The organism is Coprococcus sp. RTP31081st1_H1_RTP31081_211007 (assembly GCF_040227275.1).
Classification (GTDB): Bacteria; Bacillota; Clostridia; order Lachnospirales; family Lachnospiraceae; genus Coprococcus; species Coprococcus aceti.
Genome location: NZ_JBEHVP010000003.1, coordinates 224884 through 242546, shown reverse-complemented (window position 1 = coordinate 242546; position 17663 = coordinate 224884). Strand labels below are relative to the sequence as shown.

Annotated in this window: 10 protein-coding genes; 1 reads left to right on the top strand and 9 read right to left on the bottom strand. The window is 46.1% G+C overall.

What is annotated here, in order from left to right; all coding sequences use genetic code 11:
- Nucleotides 1-3: 3 nt before the first annotated feature.
- The 7 genes from ABUA31_RS07545 to ABUA31_RS07515 form a co-directional block, all read right to left on the bottom strand.
- Complete coding sequence (locus tag ABUA31_RS07545; RefSeq protein WP_349819062.1) at nt 4-4530, bottom strand: coiled-coil domain-containing protein; 4527 nt, start codon at nt 4528-4530, stop codon at nt 4-6.
- Nucleotides 4472-5191: a DUF6063 family protein gene (locus ABUA31_RS07540; RefSeq protein ID WP_117549891.1), complete on the bottom strand. Its 720-nt coding sequence runs from the start codon at nt 5189-5191 to the stop codon at nt 4472-4474. Before ABUA31_RS07540 ends, ABUA31_RS07545 begins: the two co-directional genes overlap by 59 nt.
- 30 nt (nt 5192-5221) lie before the next feature.
- Entirely contained in the window at nt 5222-6850 is a 1629-nt protein-coding gene (locus ABUA31_RS07535; RefSeq protein ID WP_173795557.1) for a hypothetical protein, read from the bottom strand.
- A gap of 156 nt (nt 6851-7006) precedes the next feature.
- Entirely contained in the window at nt 7007-7204 is a 198-nt protein-coding gene (locus tag ABUA31_RS07530; RefSeq protein WP_349819061.1) for a hypothetical protein, read from the bottom strand.
- 102 nt (nt 7205-7306) lie between these two features.
- Complete coding sequence (locus ABUA31_RS07525) at nt 7307-8146, bottom strand: rhomboid family intramembrane serine protease (protein ID WP_349819060.1); 840 nt, start codon at nt 8144-8146, stop codon at nt 7307-7309.
- Between the two features lie 109 nt (nt 8147-8255).
- Nucleotides 8256-9311, bottom strand: coding sequence for an iron-containing alcohol dehydrogenase family protein (locus ABUA31_RS07520; protein ID WP_055272005.1), 1056 nt, complete (start codon nt 9309-9311; stop codon nt 8256-8258).
- Between the two features lie 404 nt (nt 9312-9715).
- A complete protein-coding gene (locus tag ABUA31_RS07515) occupies nt 9716-12367 on the bottom strand; it encodes an ABC transporter ATP-binding protein/permease (RefSeq protein ID WP_055280366.1) in 2652 nt (883 codons plus the stop codon).
- 338 nt (nt 12368-12705) lie between these two features.
- Between ABUA31_RS07515 and fba the strand changes: the two genes are divergently transcribed.
- Nucleotides 12706-13575 (top strand): class II fructose-1,6-bisphosphate aldolase, encoded by an 870-nt coding sequence (gene fba / locus ABUA31_RS07510; protein ID WP_022058049.1) that lies wholly within the window; start codon nt 12706-12708, stop codon nt 13573-13575.
- A 156-nt stretch (nt 13576-13731) separates the two neighbouring features.
- Here fba and ABUA31_RS07505 read toward each other — a convergent pair whose 3' ends face one another.
- Both ABUA31_RS07505 and uvrA read right to left on the bottom strand, forming a co-directional pair.
- Nucleotides 13732-14628, bottom strand: coding sequence for a hypothetical protein (locus ABUA31_RS07505; protein ID WP_349819012.1), 897 nt, complete (start codon nt 14626-14628; stop codon nt 13732-13734).
- A gap of 39 nt (nt 14629-14667) precedes the next feature.
- The gene (gene uvrA / locus ABUA31_RS07500; RefSeq protein WP_349819014.1) at nt 14668-17562 is read right to left on the bottom strand and encodes an excinuclease ABC subunit UvrA; all 2895 of its coding nucleotides are present in this window, start codon (nt 17560-17562) and stop codon (nt 14668-14670) included.
- Nucleotides 17563-17663: the final 101 nt, after the last annotated feature.

The window sequence follows — 17663 nt, the reverse complement described above, 5'->3', positions numbered from 1 at the left end:
CCCCTAGATGAAGTCGAAGGTTGCCTGCTCATAGGAAAGTTCCTGATATTCCAGTTCTTCCTGATCCGTCTTACTGGTGTAGTCCACCACTACCGTCTGCTGCTTTCCGCCCACCATCTGCTGTCCCAGGATATAGTTCACATCAAAGCGTCCTGTGATGGCCGGTGTCGCGCCACGGGCAGGTACGATGAGCTGCACATGATTAGCTGCCAGCATGGCAAATATAGGCTCCCATATGTATATATCCTTCGCCGCACCAAACGGGTTGTCAATAAATATTGTTTTAGACTGTACCGACTCCTCCGGTGCCAGGCTGTACATTCCTGCAATGTAGTTGATGACAGCAACCAGAAACTGAATGTAGATACCCTGGGACTGTCCTGTACTTCCAACAGCTTCCTCATACCTGAGATACCGGCTCTGCTCCTTTATCCTCTCCCTCTTGTAGAGATTGAGTCTGATGGCATTCATATCTGTAACCATGACACCGAACAGCTTCTTGAGGCCCAGACAGTCACGGATGTACTTGATCCTCTTTCGTTCATCCTCGTAGGCATCCGCACCCTTCACTATGTCATCTATATAATCAGACATCCTCTGCTTTACAAATTCATCCTTCACGTAAGGTATGGTGAGATCGACCATCTTGATAACATCATCGCCCACCGTGATACGTGACAGCTTTGGAAGCTTCTCAAGCTCAGTCTTCACATCCATACATCTCTGTACACACTGATTCTCGAAGTTCTCCTTGATGGCAACCATATCCTCGATACCCTTCTCAACGCGCTCCTTCTCCAGCTTGATGAACTCAATAATCTGAAGAAGATTTGCCAGAAGTTCCTTTGTCTGACTGTAGGTATCCGGAACCTGCACATCCTGTCTGATCGTATTGGCCATCTCGAATACACCCATCTCCACTAGTGTATCCGCCGTCTGTCCCTTGAATCTCATGATTTCATTCTTCGCGCGGTCAAGGGCTTTCATGCTCCTGTCGTACTTCATGAGACTTGTCTCAAATAACTGTCTGAGGGTATCCATGTCTTCATCCAGTACATTTCCACCGGACACATCTATGTCATTTGTATCGACTATTCTCTTTACATCCTTGTACAGATCCACCATGAAACCATACTGCTTATAGTAATCGCTGTACGCCTTCTCAGCTTCTTTGAATATGCGGTTCATATCCGCAAGCACCGCATCTCCATTGGCTATGGCTGTATCTGCATCGGCTGCAGATATCTCCTCACGTACATAGCTGCCATCGCCGTATGTGCGGTTGATGTTCTCTATCGCATACTCTATGCTTCCCTCAAGCTTGCTATACGCCTTCTGGTCAGCCTTCTGCTGCTGCATCAGCGACGCCTCTATCAACGTGAGCCTTGCCATCTCATCGTCCATCTCCCTGAGATTGTCCTCAGACGTCGGATAGAGCTCTCCTGCCCCGGCAAATACCGCCATGTCAAAGCCTCTCTTCTCTATGGTCTTCTGTATTCTGTCCATTGACTTCTTCAGCGCATCCATGAGCTTCTTCTTGTCCTCAAGATCCGGCGCATGCTCCTTTGAAACCGCCAGCATAGCCATAAATTCCTGTTCAAGCCGTTCATCTGAAATGTCCAAAGTCTCCTTGTATTCCTCCGGTATTCCGTCCTGCCATGCCGCAGCAGCCACGCCTGCACCATCTGTATTTTCAGCAACTCCCGCATTCTCAGACTTCGGCAGATACGGTTCGAAATACTCCGTCCACTTGTACTGGATATCCTCTATATTCCTTGTAAGCCCCGCAAGCTTTGACTCAGTCTCTCCAACCGTCGTCGACCACTTCAGCACATCGCTCTGAAGTCCTGACAGCTTTGCCACAAGGTCAGACTTCCTCTGCTTATACTCGGCAAGTCTCTGCTCCTCCGGTCTTGCAAGATCCGACAGCTGCTCTATCATGACAAATGTCTGTCTTCTGTCAGATTCCTTCTGCTGACTCTGCTGCAGGTCTCCATATCTCTCGGTGTTATTCTTAAGCTCCGTCTCCGTAACCTTGATCGATGTCTTAAGCTCCTCAAGCTCATCCTTCTTATCGAGCAGTGCCTGGTTCAGCTCTCTCTCCCTGTCCTCGGCACCTGTATATCTCGCATCCACAAGCCTTGTAACAAATGCAAGATCCTCCTGATAAGTCGCAAGCTTCTCATTTATCAGACTGATCTCCTCCGTGAGACCTGCTATCTTATCAGCATTTGCCTTTCTGGCGTCCTCTATGGAGTCCTTAGACATGAAATATTTCCTGTCTCTTCCTATGATAAGCATGTTCTCGGCGGGAACTATCGCTGAGTCTGAAAGCTTATCCATATCGTACACCATTACACATTCGCTGCCGGTGTCTATCGAACCGAGATTTATATCGTCCTCCAGACTATCAAATCCCTTTGTCACAACACTGTACGGCAGGTATGGATTTGCCTGAAGCAGCTCCTCCTTTGTATCACCCGGGAGTGCCGACAGATAATCCGCACCATGCATGGCCATGAGCCCATGTCTGGTGGAGATGTAATTTATCACAGTCTCAGCACCCTCCGACGGCGGAAATGGTCTGCCATCCTCATAGCATTTCGCAAGCTTTGTCAGTCTGTCGATCTCCTGCTGGCGCTTGATCGTCTCTGTTATGGTGCCCCTAATCCTGTCATTTATAACACCTGTTATATCCTGTGGATTCTCCACAGAGTATACTGCCATGATGCTGTCGAGCTGGCTTCCCGACTGCCTGTACGCCTCGGCGTCAAGCCTTGCATCCTCGCAGCTTCTCTCCAGCGCATCATACTCAGCCTGCACAGTCGTCAGTCTGTATCTGTCATCGTACAGCTTTGTCCTGCCATCTGCTATGGCTATCTCCAACTCTGTCATCTCAGCAAGTATCCTGTCAGACTCCTCCTGAGCCTTGTTCATCATATCCTTCACATCACCCACTACGAGCAGGTTGACCGATGCAGCCATCTCACTTATTCGGGCACTTATCTCATCAATCTTGGCTGTGGCATCAGCGATATTGTTCTCCGCCACCGCCTGGGCGATCTCGCCCTCCCTCATGACCTTTCTACAGTACTCCGCCTCCTCAAGTGCGTGATCATAGCTGGTCTGGGCCTCTTCCCTTGCCGCCATGAGCTCTGCAAGCTTCTTCTCATCACGGATGCGTCTGTTGTACGCATACACCGCCATCTTCTCACTGGATGATCCGATGTTGTTTCTTATATTGTCGACTATCAGTCTGCTCTCTTCGTACTGTCGCTTGTTCTCCCTGTATACAAGGTAGTCATTTACACTCTCCTTGTAGCCGATCTGGTTTTTCAGCTCCGCAAGCTTCTTCTCATTGTCCTCTATCTGCGTGGCAGTGTCATCCATCTTGCGGTTCATGTCCTCAAGGCGCAGATAATCCCTGGTGACCCTGAGATTTGCCAGACGCTTGTTCTGCTGTTCCATCTGCTCCCCGGCGTCAGCCTTTGCCTTCGCCAGCTCCTCCATATGGGTGTCGCCCTCCTGTGTACACGCCCTTCCTGTGGCATACACATCGGCCAGGCCCTTACATATCCTGTCGTTGTCCTCGTAGAGACCTATGCATGAGTTCACCTTGCCCTCGAGCACATTTATCAATTCTATCTGGTGGTCATAGTTGGCTATGTCACGCTTTCTCTGTGCCAGAACGTTCAGCTTGTCCTTGATGTCGAGAAGAGTCTCTGCCATGGTGTCTTCCTCACCGTTTCGTCCTGTCTTTGTGGCAAATGCCTTCTCTATGATCTCCTCTATAAGCAGATCCTCCACGACCTTCCTTGTGGTCCTGTAATTTGTCTCAAAATACGTTCTTACGTGCCCCTCTGTCTTGTTGATTCCGCGTATGATTTCCCAGTGGCTCTCGTGGAGACCATAGCCACTTATAAATCTCTGGTACTCACCCTTCTTGTCAAATACCCTGACCTCCAGGCTCATATCCCTGTGTCCGAGATCCTTGAGATATGTCTTTAAACCGTTGAATGTGATCCTCTCATTCCCCTCCGACAAAGGAAGGTTCACTATGTCATTCTTGTTATATTCCCTGTAGAAAATGCAGTAATTAAAATACTCTATGGATGCAGTGTCCTTCTGTACCTCCCCGGCATCCGCCGTATCCTTTGCCTTTCTGGCACAGAATCCGGTGGTCATGTATCTGTAGCCATCCTTTATATCCGCCTCGTCAAGCTTCCACTCGATCAGCGAATGGATGACTGTGTTGCCGCCGCCCGCACGGAAAAGCTTCTCCACAGGCTGCTTCTCATCCAGAGTACAGTTCGGTATCAGGTTCTGAAGGAGCAGAAGCATAAGGATACTCTTTCCTCCTCCATTTGCCAGATCGTACAGCGTGTTCTTGCCATACATTCTCATGGTGAAGTCATCGTACTGCTGTGTACCAAAGTTATATTTTACATTGTTGACCCTTATCCTGTTGATACTAGGCATCCTCTTCTTCACCTCCAAGCAGCTGATACAGCCGTCCTCTGTATTCCTCAAAATAGTTCTCCGACAAAGCCTTCATCCTGTCTGTCGGATAGTACCTGTCCGCATTCTCCACAAATAACCGCTGGGCCAACATGAAGTTGAACACCAGCTTCACATAACCCGCCCGGGATGCCTTGGACGCCCTGGCGCTGTCGCCCTCCTGATTGCCCGTCACCGCCGGGAGCTCATCCCACAGAAGCGCTATCGCCTTGAAGCTGTCCTGCTCCACCTCATCAGTTGACAGAACATCAAGCTTCTTCGTTATGTCCGCAAGATATTTGCTTGTCTCATCTATAATGTTCTCTGACTTCACATACTCTCTGAACTGATAGCTGGATGAATCCTTGTAAAAATAGAGAAGTGTCATATACATAATGAAGTAACACAGATAGAGCTCCTTGTTCAGACGAAGTCCCAGAAGCTTCTTCATGTCGTCATTCGTATAGCCAAATACCCTGTTGCCCTCTCCGGCTGTTATATACAAGCTGTCATTGTACTCGTACAGTGACAGGTTCATCTTCTTCATCATATTCATGACGATGTCGTACACCTCGGCATTGCCGTAGAATTCATCGTACAGCGGGCCGTTGTCGGGATGCTTCTTGCAGATCTCCTCACCTGATATTAACTTGGAATATATCTCTATCGCCTTGTCCAGATTCTTACTTTCCATCTTTTTCTCCTATTCTCCGTACAATCACTCTCAGCTGGTTTTGTTAAACTGAATTCCCGTAACGTACATGTCCTCGCCAATCTGTATCTCTTCGTCTGGATGGAATTCCAGTGTAAATGTCATGCCTCTGAACGCATCCAGTGTGAGTTCCGGTGCATACATCTCACGGGAGAGACCGGATCTGCTGCCACCAGCCTGATCTCCAGATACAGATGCCGCCAGCGTTTTTTCGTCAACTTTCTTTATTCTCTCTATGTGATCTACCAACATTCCCTCCAGCATAGTGTCCGGCTTTGCCAGTATCTCATCCACGCTGTACCTGTCCTTCTGAGCCAGGTGTGTGAGGAAGGAATAGTAATCTTTGTTGTCATAGATTTCTTTTCCAAACTTAACTTCAAGTATTCCATTGAATTCCTTGAGACTCAGGTGTCCCCATTTGTTCAGCTGGTCAAGAAGCTCGTGGAACAGCTTTGTGAAGTTGGCACTTATCTGTTCATCGAGCAGTTCATCTTCGTAACGGAAGCTCGGATCAAGCTGCTCCTTCTTCACCTTTGTGGTCTTCGCATTGTCCTCGGACTTCAGCGTGAGCATGTGATCTATGGATGTCATGCTGAACGTTTTCACGATCCTCGGAGCGAAGAGAGGCGCAAGTATGGTGAGTATCTTATCCGGTCTGTCCTCTTTTATGATACTCTGAAGCTGTCCTGCAAAGTCAAATGCAGGTCTAAGCTTCTGCAGCTTTGCCTTGTGTATGATATTGTCTGATATGTTCTGCAGCTCCATTGTGCTGCTTATCAGACTTCCGTGCTTGATGATGGTCCTCTTGAGTTCAAGCTCAAGCTGGCTTATCTCCTCCATAGCTTTCAGGTTGCCCTTGCCCATATTATCATAGCTCGCCTTAGTGATCGCTTTGTCCACCAGAGCTTTGTTCTTGGCAAAGAGCTTCTGCTCGTCAGCGAACCATTTGCCGACGGTCTTCATATAATTCTCGTACTCCTCCGCGCCCTTGAACACGTCGATGGACAGAAGATTTACTATCTCATCCTTCTCGCGGATCAGCCTGTTCACCTCGCTATTGATCCTGCGCACGACCTCGATACCGCCACGGAAGTTCTCTCCAACGATCATCTTTTCCAGAAGAAGCTGCTGCACGTTGATCTTGCTCTCGTCCTTGATCTCCTTGGTGTCCAGATAGAATTCGATTCCATCCGCAGTGATGAAATACAGAACCTTGCCATCCACTATATGGCTGTCTATCAGCTTCACTCGTCCCGTCTTGCGCTGCTTCTTTCCCGGATCATAGAACGTGAATTCAAATGCTCTTCCGTCGTTCTTGATCTTGTCAAATATATACATTATCAGGTCAGCCCTGTCATCTCCCGCAATCTCCACATCGAAATCACGGTCAAGGAGCTGCCCCATGAATTCCTCATATTCATCGTATGACACTTCACGCTCATTGAAGCTGTTCTCCTGAATAAAAAAACGCAGAATCGCCATGGTTATATAACCCATGTCCAGCTGTGCATAACGACCTTCCTTATACTGCGCAAATGTGGTCTCAGCCAGAACAAAAAACGGGTAATATTTCCTCAGATTCTGCATTCTTGCATTATGTTCTTCAATTATGTCATTTATCATCACGTATTTGAGTGCCATGTTTTCTCTATCTCTGTACTTTCCTGATTATAATAGATCTTATACCATATACTTTTCCTGATATATCTGCCCATATTCTGAGACACATATCTTCTCTATCCGCATATGGATATACAGATTTAGTATACCATGACACATTTGTTCACACAACGATATTTATCTTCCGTACTTCAGCTCATTTATCGATCTTCCACACACTGTCAACATGAATTCCGTGGCACTCTCACTGTTCTGTCCCACATCATTCAGCCCGACATATCCCGGCTGATAGCCCTCGCAGTCACCCTCTATCTGAAACTGGACTGTGACCGTCACCTGCTGCCCCTTATATGTGGCATTCCCTTCAAACTGCACTATCTGACTTCCGTCCGTCGCGACAAATGCCTGCCAGTGTTCATCGCTGCAATAGGCATCCAGACCATCCCCATAGGTTGTGTCTCCATCCGGGAATATCTTCTATTCCTTTATATAATCTATCCTCTTATCCGGAAGATCGGCTGCATCTTTGCCGATCCCCGCCTCACCGATACCTGTCACGCACATGGACAATGTGAGTATGACTGCCAAAAGCTTGCAGAATTTGTTCTCCCTAAACTTCTCCCACCGCTTGATATTCAGTGCAAATGCAAGGATTCCTCCCACGATCGCACCACCCACATGCGCATAGATATCTATATTCTTCTCATTTGTATACAGAGCATATATGACCACAACAACTATGGATACCATCATATCTTTTCTGCTTGCTTTCCTGTTGCCCATGAATGTCAGGAACACAGCAGCACATATGATTCCGAACACCGCCCCTGATGCTCCTATAGAGAAATGCATTCTGTCAGGATCAGTCATATGATACACATTCATGGATATGATCCCGGCAACAATTCCTGATACAAAGTATATGATAGTCGTCCTCAGGGAGCCAAGTTTTCTCTCCACCGTGGAGCCAAACATATATAGTGCAAACATATTGCCAAAGAGATGATCAAAGCCAGAATGCAGGAACATCGCCGATATAAGTCGTCCATACTCGCCATTCAGCTTCACGTACTGATAGTTGAGTCCACCGGTTCTGGAGTAATTGTCCACACCGATGCACATGATGCCAGCTATGACATTTGCCACTATCAATGCAATCGTAACTATAGGGATCGTCCTCTTTATCTGTGGCTGCGGGGAAGCTCCACCGCCCATCTGCTCAGGTCTGATCACATATGCTGTGTCCTGGTCAATATCCTGCTCAAAGCTCCCATAGTCATCATGTTCAAAGCCATAGCCGAAATTGTTTTCTTCCATATAATACTCTCCTGACAATGCCCCCCACGGCTGGCATCCACATACTGTTCATTGTTTTACACGATACACTGTTTTCCACCTTGCAGTACCATTCTTCACACCTTTTTTCTTAGTCGAATACTCTCTTAAGAACCTCGTCCTCATACAGAACCTTCTTGGCAAGTTCTCTGTACTTCTCCTCATGAAGGTATGTGTGTCTGTGAGGCTTTATCTGTGGTGCCATGTCTATCGCCTTTGCGAAATCTTCTCTCTTGAGATCAAGTGTAGCTACATAATCCCAGAAACCGGTCTTCTCAAATATAGCATTTACCCTGACATATCTGTGATCCTGGACAACCGCCATGATATATGTGGCAATTCCCACCTGGATTCCATGAAGCTGTGGCTGTTCAAGCATCTTGTCAAGTGCATGTGAGATCAGGTGTTCGCTTCCGGATGTCGGTGTGCTTCCGCCTGCAATCTCATTAGCAACACCGCTCATGGCAAGGGAATCGAGAAGCTCCTTCAGGAAGAGGTCATCCTTGATCGTCTCAAATGGTGTTCTGACGAAGCTGTTCACCGCCTTCTTCGCGATCATAACCGCGAAATCATTCATCTCTGAATATCCAAGGTCTGACTCGAAAAGCCAGTCGTAGAGAGATGTGATCTTGGATACCATGTCGCCGATTCCTGAGTAAAGGAATCTCTCCGGTGCAGACTTGATTATCTCCGTATCCGCTATGATTCCGTATGCCATCCTTGCAGGCACCGAGGTACGGCGTCCATTTACCATAAGTGATGCGCTGGCGCTTGAGAATCCGTCCGATGACGCCGATGTCGGAATACTTATAAAAGGAAGCTTTCTGAGATATGCCGCATACTTTGCCACATCAATAACCTTTCCTCCGCCGATACCCACGATCACCTGGGCCTTCGCATCTATATCAAATGCCAGCTTGATTATATCCTCTATATTGGTGGAATCCAGCTCTCTGTACTCCACAACTGTCACATTTTCCTTCTTCAGAGAATCCATGACCTGCTGTCCAAACATGTCTATGAGCCCATTCCCAAAATAAATAACAGCATTCTTCATCCCGGAAGCACTTATATATTTGCCCAGATCATTCAGGGTTCCCTTTCCGATCTTAAGAATGGTTGGTATTGCTATATGACTTCCTGCCATCTGTTTATCCTCCTAAATACATTTCTATCATTATACATTATATGATCAGCAAAAATAAACAGGACAATACACATTTTGTCTCATACCTTTACTTACCTTTCTAATTTCTAGCCATGTCTGCCTTATGCTGTTTTCATATCCTTTAAATTTCTTACAGCATCTTCATATTTTTACCCGAAAAACACATTTTCTACACAACTTCTCCAAAATTAGAACACATTTTCTCGGTATATTATTAAATGTAAACAGCGAGAGCGTAAGCGAGTTGTTTACATCCCCTTTTTCATAAACGACTGCAACACCCTCCCCTCACATAATGTAGTTGCAGTCACTCCCTTTTAATACAAAAAGAAGAGGCTGCCAGAGATGGCAGCCTTTTCTTTTTGTATTCAGATAATTTATAATTACTCACTTCTGAGCGCTATAACAGGATCCTTCTTAGCTGCAATTCTCGATGGGATAAGTCCTCCGATCAATGTCAGTATAACGCTGATGATTACCAGCATCGCTCCACCCTTCCAAGGAAGCGCCGATACACCGGCAACGTTGATATAACTCTCTATCACCTTACTGATCGGTATATTGATCAGCACCGTCACGCCGATTCCTATGAGTCCTGAGAAGAGACCTATGATAAATGTCTCCGCATTGAACACTCTTGAGATATCCTTCTTTGAAGCTCCTATGCTTCGCAGAATACCAATCTCCTTTGTTCTCTCAAGAACTGAGATATATGTGATTATTCCGATCATGATGGATGAAACTATCAATGAAATTGCCACAAATGCAATGAGTACATAAGTTATCGCGTTGATGATCTTGGTCACCGATGACAGCATGATTCCGATGTAATCAGTGTATGTGATCTCCTTGTCAGGATAATCCTCGTTGTACTTGTCTATAAGCTTTGTTATCTCGTCCTTATCCGCAAATTCTGCACAGTAGAGGTTGATGGAAGCCGGCTTTGCAAGCTCTGCATATCCAAGCTTTGACATGTTATCCTCATAAGTAGATGTTGACTCCTGGAAGAAACCGTAACCCTTGAGCATATCGAAGAGCTGATCCTTGGTCATGGACGCCATCTGTGCCTGCATGTCCTCAGTAACCTGACCTGAAGCCATAAGCTGCTGCATAACAGAATCCATATCCACATCATCCGCTGTCAGTTCCTTGCCATCTGAAAATGGCATTCCTGTGAACATGTCAGTATCAGGATTATCCATCTGAGCCTTAAGCACATCTGTCTTCTCGTTCTCTGAAACTATGTAATTGGCAAGCTCCGATGTGTAACCTATATATCCCGGCTGCATGGTAGTTGCATACGCTTTATCCGAAGCCCTGATTACTGCCGACACCTTTACTTCAAGGCCCCCGGCCACAGCAGACTTCAGAAAATCAGCATCAGAACTCATATCTGTGTATGTTCCATCATCATTCTTCTTGTACAGATCGCCCGGAAGCACAACCTTAAACTTGAGATTAAGAAGGTCATCGTATGTAAACACCATCTGCTCAAGCTCCGGTGCCTCTCCGCCAGCAAGTATGGTTGAAACCATATCGCTCAGTTCCTTTGAATCCCTAAGTCCAAGAGTATACAGTGTAAAATCACTTATCTCATTGTTCTTGTCGACGACAAGTACAACCTCGTTCTTATTCTCAGGCCAGTGTCCTGCCAGCACATCGTACTGCTGCTTGAGCAGAGTGTCGTTGTCAAGCATCTGTGTCCACATGTCCATTGACGATGAACCGTAGCTGAATGCCGACATGAAATCTGCCGTTGACTCCTGTGCCTCCGCCATACCTCCAAATCCCATATCTGTCATTGTGGTGCTTGGATTTACCTGGGCAACACCGCCATTTGCACTGTTCTCGTTAAACACATATAATGGTGTATCATATGTGTATGTTATATCACTTGTATACTTGGTGAAACCGTTTGCATCGTCTTCTATATAATTCTTAAATGACTCAAGGTCGTTCTCCTTCACATCTGACACCATGGACACGAGCATGTCTCCCATGATATCTCCCGAATATACCTTGTCCTCGCCAGCGTGATTGTGATCTGAATCCTCCTCGTTGTTACCTACCATCTTTGAGAGCAGCTCATCGTAATCCATCGCTTTCTTCGTTATCTGCACCGGATACGTGGCAAGCGTCTCCTCCTGCACATCGTTGATATACTTCTGAAATCCGGATGAAAGCGACAAGATAAGCGCTATTCCTATGATTCCTATACTTCCGGCAAATGCTGTTAAGAATGTCCTTCCTTTCTTGGTCATGAGGTTGTTCAGACTCAGCGAGAACGCTGTGAACATACTCATGGATGTCTTTCTAGGTTCATAACTTCCGTCATCCTCCTTTGCTTCATCCTCATCTGAGAATGGATTGGAGTCATCTATTATATTTCCATCGAGGAGCTTTACGATTCTTGTTGAATACTGCTGTGCCAACTCCGGGTTGTGCGTGACCATAATAACCAGCTTGTCCTTGGCTATCTCCTTGAGCAGTTCCATGATCTGAACACTTGTCTCTGTGTCAAGTGCACCCGTTGGCTCATCCGCCAACAGAATATCCGGATCGTTTATGAGTGCTCTGGCGATGGCAACTCTCTGCATCTGTCCACCGGACATCTGGTTTGGTTTCTTGTGAATCTGATTTTCCAGACCGACCTTCTCCAGAACCTCCTTCGCTCTCTTTCTTCTCTCTGCCTTTGATACTCCTGACAAAGTGAGCGCAAGCTCTACATTTGACAATACCGACTGGTGCGGTATCAGATTGTAGCTCTGGAATACGAATCCGACTGAATTGTTTCTATATGAATCCCAGTCTCTTGACTTGAAATCCTTTGTCGACTTGCCATTGATAACCAGATCTCCACTGGTGTACTGATCCAGTCCGCCCACTATGTTCAGAAGCGTTGTCTTTCCACAACCCGACTGACCAAGTATGGACACGAACTCATTTCTTCTGAAGTTCACAGATACACCCTTGAGCGCCTGAACAACTTCATCACCAGTATGGTAATCCTTCACGATGTTCTTAAGCTGAAGCATTACGTCCTCCCTTTTTAAGATTATATTGTGCAAAAGCATAGTAAGGTGCTTTGCGCCACGTCTGTGTGCATACACATAACGTATTATGTTCTATATGCATTACACTTTGATAGTTTTGTCATTATTACTGGCAAATCATAGCATTTAATTTTTTTCAATGCAATTAAGGCGGGCTATTCTTTATAAATGTTTTATTTTTTTCATTTCTATCGATAAGTTCAAACTAACTATATGTTGAACTTTTGGCTAAAAATTCTTTTATTTTCTTATTATATGGGGTATAATCAGCGTAAGTGGGTACGTTGTATCCAAATATAATTTTACGGAGGATTTTACAAATGTTAGTTTCAGCAACAGAAATGTTAAAGAAAGCTAAGGCTGGTCACTACGCAGTAGGACAGTTCAACATCAACAACCTTGAGTGGACAAAGGCTGTTCTCCTCACAGCTCAGGAGCTTCAGTCACCTGTTATCCTTGGTGTTTCAGAGGGCGCTGGAAAGTATATGACAGGATTTGAGACAGTTGCAGCAATGGTTAAGGCTATGGATGAGTCACTTGGAATCACAGTTCCTGTAGCTCTTCACCTTGATCACGGAACATACGAAGGATGCTACAAGTGTGTTAAGGCTGGATTTACTTCAATCATGTTCGATGGTTCACACTATCCATTCGAGGAGAACCTTGCTAAGTCAACAGAGCTCGTTAACGTAGCTCATCAGCTTGGCCTCTCAATCGAGTGTGAGGTTGGTTCTATCGGTGGTGAGGAAGACGGAGTTATTGGTATGGGCGAGTGCGCTGATCCAGCGGAGTGCAAGACTATCGCTGATCTCGGCGTTGATATGCTTGCTGCTGGTATCGGTAACATCCATGGTAAGTACCCAGCTAACTGGAAGGGACTTAGCTTTGAGACACTTGATGCTATCCAGCAGAAGACAGGCGTTATGCCATTAGTTCTTCACGGTGGTACAGGTATCCCAGCTGACATGATCAAGAAGGCTATTTCACTTGGCGTTTCAAAGATCAACGTTAACACAGAGTGCCAGTTATCATTCGCAGATGCTACAAGAAAGTACATCGAGGCTGGTAAGGATCTTGAGGGCAAGGGATTTGATCCTAGAAAGCTTCTCGCTCCTGGTTTCGAGGCTATCAAGGCTACTGTTAAGGAGAAGATGGAACTCTTCGGATCAGTTGGTAAGGCTAACGACTAATTCTTTAACAGAACAATTAACAAATGTAACGATAAACTGTTCGACAGCTTTCGGACAAGTATCGCTCACGTAAACTTAAAGGAACCCCATCACAGCTTGTATAAGCCATGATGGGGTTCTTATTTTTATATCATACATTCTACTAATATTAATTGTCTAATCCTGATTCTCTGCCTTGTCCTTCTTCCTGCTGATCGTCCACCATATAGGAACTGATATCAGCATGAAAAGTGCCGCTGCCACGCTGATCCATGCACCGACTCCGAGTCTTGCATTTGCCGCTGCATCTAGCTTTCCAAGATCTATCAATGACAGAACAAATTCAAATATCAATATTCCGCCAACAATTATAGATATAACAAGGTCTGCTATATAACAGCCTGCCTTGTTGATAAATGCACAGATCACGTCTGCTATGATAACTACCGCCACAACAAGCATGGATAATATATTTATACCAAACACTCCAACTATGCTTCTGGCATCTGTACCCATATATGCATAAGGAATAAATACTGATACAACAGCCATGATAATACCGATCAGGTTTAACACATTAGGTACATGTGTAGAGCCCTTCTTCACATCACCAGGTATGTTCTGCCTGTTCTCATATCCCATATAACCCATAGGGTTGTTGTATGGCGTTGGCTGTACCGGCTGGCCGTACTGCGACTGTGGCTGGTATGGCTGCTGGGTTGGCTGACCATACTGTGGCATCTGCTGGTATGGTGGCTGCATTGGCTGTACGCCCTGGCTATACTGTGCCTGTGGCTGATATGGCTGCTGTACCGGCTGACCATACTGCTGCATCTGCTGGTATGGTGGCTGCATTGGCTGTGCACCCTGGCTATACTGTGCCTGTGGCTGATATGACTGCTGCGCTGGCTGTTCATACCGCGGCTGATATGGCTGCTGAGCTGACTGCGCTCCCTGACCATTCTGTGCCTGACTTTGCTCAGCCATCACAGCTTTTTCCTGCTCCACATTCTGCTCAGAAGTCGACCCGCCATCAACTCCGTCAATATCTTCTACTCTATTCTGTTCATCCATGTTGTCATCTACCTCCGATGTAATTATTCGACACATCCCTTACATGCCGAGATACCTCTTCAGATACTGTCCTGTATACGACTTAGGTATCTTTGCTACCTCCTCCGGAGTTCCTCTGGCAATGACTGTTCCACCGCCAGCACCTCCTTCAGGTCCCATGTCAATAATATAATCTGCGGTCTTGATAACGTCAAGATTATGTTCGATAACCACCACTGTATTGCCGCCTTCACTGAGCCTTCTGAGTATATCCACAAGCCTGTGAACATCAGCAAAATGAAGTCCGGTGGTTGGCTCGTCAAGCACATATATAGTCTTTCCCGTTCCACGTCTTGACAGCTCAGTTGCAAGTTTGATTCTCTGTGCCTCTCCTCCTGACAAAGTGGTGGACGGCTGTCCAAGCTTGATATATCCGAGTCCCACATCACGGAGAGTCTCTATCTTCCTCAGTATCCTTGGCACATTTGCAAAGAACTCACATGCCTCGTCAACTGTCATGTCAAGGACTTCATTGATACTCTTGCCCTTGTACTTGACCTCCAGAGTCTCCCTGTTATATCTCTTTCCTCCGCACACTTCACATGGCACATATATATCTGGCAGGAAGTGCATCTCTATCTTGATTATTCCATCTCCTCGACACGCCTCGCATCGTCCACCAGATACATTGAAGCTGAATCTTCCCTTACCGTAACCTCTTGCCTTGGCATCCTTGGTTCCAGCAAACAAATCCCTTATCAGGTCAAACGTACCTGTGTAGGTAGCCGGATTGGATCTCGGCGTTCTACCTATAGGTGACTGGTCTATATTGATAATCTTATCCAAAGCATCATAACCGATGATATGGTCATGCTTTCCTGCTTTAATCCTGCTCTTGTTGAGTCTTCTCGCCAGCTTCTTGTACAAGATCTCATTTACCAGAGAACTCTTTCCTGAACCAGACACACCCGTCACACATGTCATGATTCCAAGTGGTATGTCCACATCTATATGCTTGAGATTGTTCTCATAAGCATTCTTGACAGTGAGCCATCCGGTTGGCTTTCTCCTCACATCCGGAACCTCTATCTTCTTCCTGCCACTTAAGTAGTCACCGGTGATAGAATTCTCACATTTCATAATATCATCAGCCGTACCCTCAGCTACCACATATCCACCATTTGCACCGGCTCCCGGTCCTATATCTATAATGTGATCCGCCGCCCTCATGGTATCCTCGTCGTGCTCTACAACGATAAGCGTATTTCCAAGGTCTCTCAGATTCTTGAGCGCTGCTATCAGCTTGTCATTGTCCCTCTGGTGAAGTCCGATACTTGGCTCATCCAGAATATATGCAACTCCGACCAGACCTGAACCTATCTGCGTGGCAAGTCTTATTCTCTGTGCCTCTCCACCTGAGAGCGTGCTTGTACCTCTACTCAGACACAGATAGTCAAGTCCCACATCAATAAGAAAATGCAGTCTCGACCTGATCTCCTTGAGTATGGCCGCACCTATCATCTTCTGTCTGTCAGTGAGTTCCAGATCCTTCATAAACTTTGCAAGTTCTGTGATAGGAAGCTCTGTAAGTTCGGCAATATTCTTATCTCCAACTGTAACAGCAAGGGCTGTCGGCTTAAGTCTCTTACCACCACAGACCTCACACGGAGTTACAGTCATGAATGTCTCATACTCGGCCTTTGTGGACTCCGCAGATGTCTCCCTGTATCTTCTGGCAACACTCTTTATGAGTCCCTCAAATGTTATATCATACACTCCCTCCCCGCGCTGTCCTTTATAATGCACCTTAACCGGGCGAGAGTTCTTTCCATATAATAAGAGATCTTTTATATCCTGTGGATAATCCTGAAATGGCGTATCAAGAGAGAATCCATACTCCGCACTGAGTGCCCTGAGTATGGCATTGGAATAGCTCTTGCCATCATTGCACGACTGCCATCCCAGAACCACAATTGCTCCATCATTTATCGACAAACTCTGATCGGGTATCATAAGATCCGGATCAAATTCCATCTTGAAGCCAAGACCTGCACATGTCGGGCATGCGCCAAATGGATTGTTGAACGAAAAGCTTCTCGGCTCTATCTCATCTATGCTGATTCCGCAATCCGGGCATGAAAAGCTGTCTGAGAAATTGATAATGGTATTCTCCTTCTGAACACCATTCTCATCCCTCTCCCCAATCACCTCAATCTTCATAAGCCCCTCTGCAAGCTGAAGTGCGGTCTCTATGGAATCTGTGAGTCGCCTCTCCACATCCTGTCTTACAACCAGACGATCGACGACTATATCTATACTGTGCTTCTTGTTCTTATCGAGCTTTATCTCCTCCGACAGCTCATACATGCTGCCATCGACAACCACTCTGACAAATCCGCTCTTCTTTGCCTTCTCCAGCAGCTTTACATGCTCTCCCTTTCGGCCTCTGACCACAGGCGCAAGCACCATGAACTTTGTCCTCTCAGGTAGCTTCATGATCTCATCCACCATCTGATCAACCGTCTGTCTGCTTATGACCTTACCACAGTTCGGGCAGTGTGGTATTCCCACTCTGGCATAGAGAAGTCTGAAATAGTCGTATATCTCAGTGACAGTGCCAACTGTGGATCGAGGATTTCTGTTTGTTGACTTCTGATCTATGGAGATTGCAGGGGAAAGTCCCTCTATCTTGTCCACGTCCGGCTTCTCAGCCTGTCCAAGGAACTGTCTCGCATAGGAGGACAGCGACTCCATGTATCGTCTCTGTCCCTCCGCATATATCGTGTCAAATGCCAGTGAAGACTTACCTGATCCCGAAAGTCCTGTCACGACAACAAATTTGTCCCTTGGAATCTTGACATTGATATTCTTCAAATTATTTTCACGTGCGCCCTCAATAGTAATATACTTCCTGTCAATATTCCTGCTGGCGTTGAAATAATCATCATCTTTCATGCTCGCATCCGTTGTATTCTCCAGATGCTCACTTCGTTCATAATTCTTATTGTCTTCCATCTTGATTTAACCTTTTCTCTTTATCATTTATATTTGTTATA

What these genes read in the sequence shown, in the direction of transcription:
- ABUA31_RS07520 (WP_055272005.1), bottom strand. Translation starts at nt 9,311, where the DNA reads ATGGCAGGAAGTCATATAGCAATACCAACCATTCTTAAGATCGGAAAG.
- fba (WP_022058049.1), top strand. Translation starts at nt 12,706, where the DNA reads ATGTTAGTTTCAGCAACAGAAATGTTAAAGAAAGCTAAGGCTGGTCAC.
- uvrA (WP_349819014.1), bottom strand. Translation starts at nt 17,562, where the DNA reads ATGAAAGATGATGATTATTTCAACGCCAGCAGGAATATTGACAGGAAG.
- ABUA31_RS07540 (WP_117549891.1), bottom strand. Translation starts at nt 5,191, where the DNA reads ATGGAAAGTAAGAATCTGGACAAGGCGATAGAGATATATTCCAAGTTA.
- ABUA31_RS07535 (WP_173795557.1), bottom strand. Translation starts at nt 6,850, where the DNA reads ATGGCACTCAAATACGTGATGATAAATGACATAATTGAAGAACATAAT.
- ABUA31_RS07505 (WP_349819012.1), bottom strand. Translation starts at nt 14,628, where the DNA reads ATGGATGAACAGAATAGAGTAGAAGATATTGACGGAGTTGATGGCGGG.
- ABUA31_RS07525 (WP_349819060.1), bottom strand. Translation starts at nt 8,146, where the DNA reads ATGGAAGAAAACAATTTCGGCTATGGCTTTGAACATGATGACTATGGG.
- ABUA31_RS07515 (WP_055280366.1), bottom strand. Translation starts at nt 12,367, where the DNA reads ATGCTTCAGCTTAAGAACATCGTGAAGGATTACCATACTGGTGATGAA.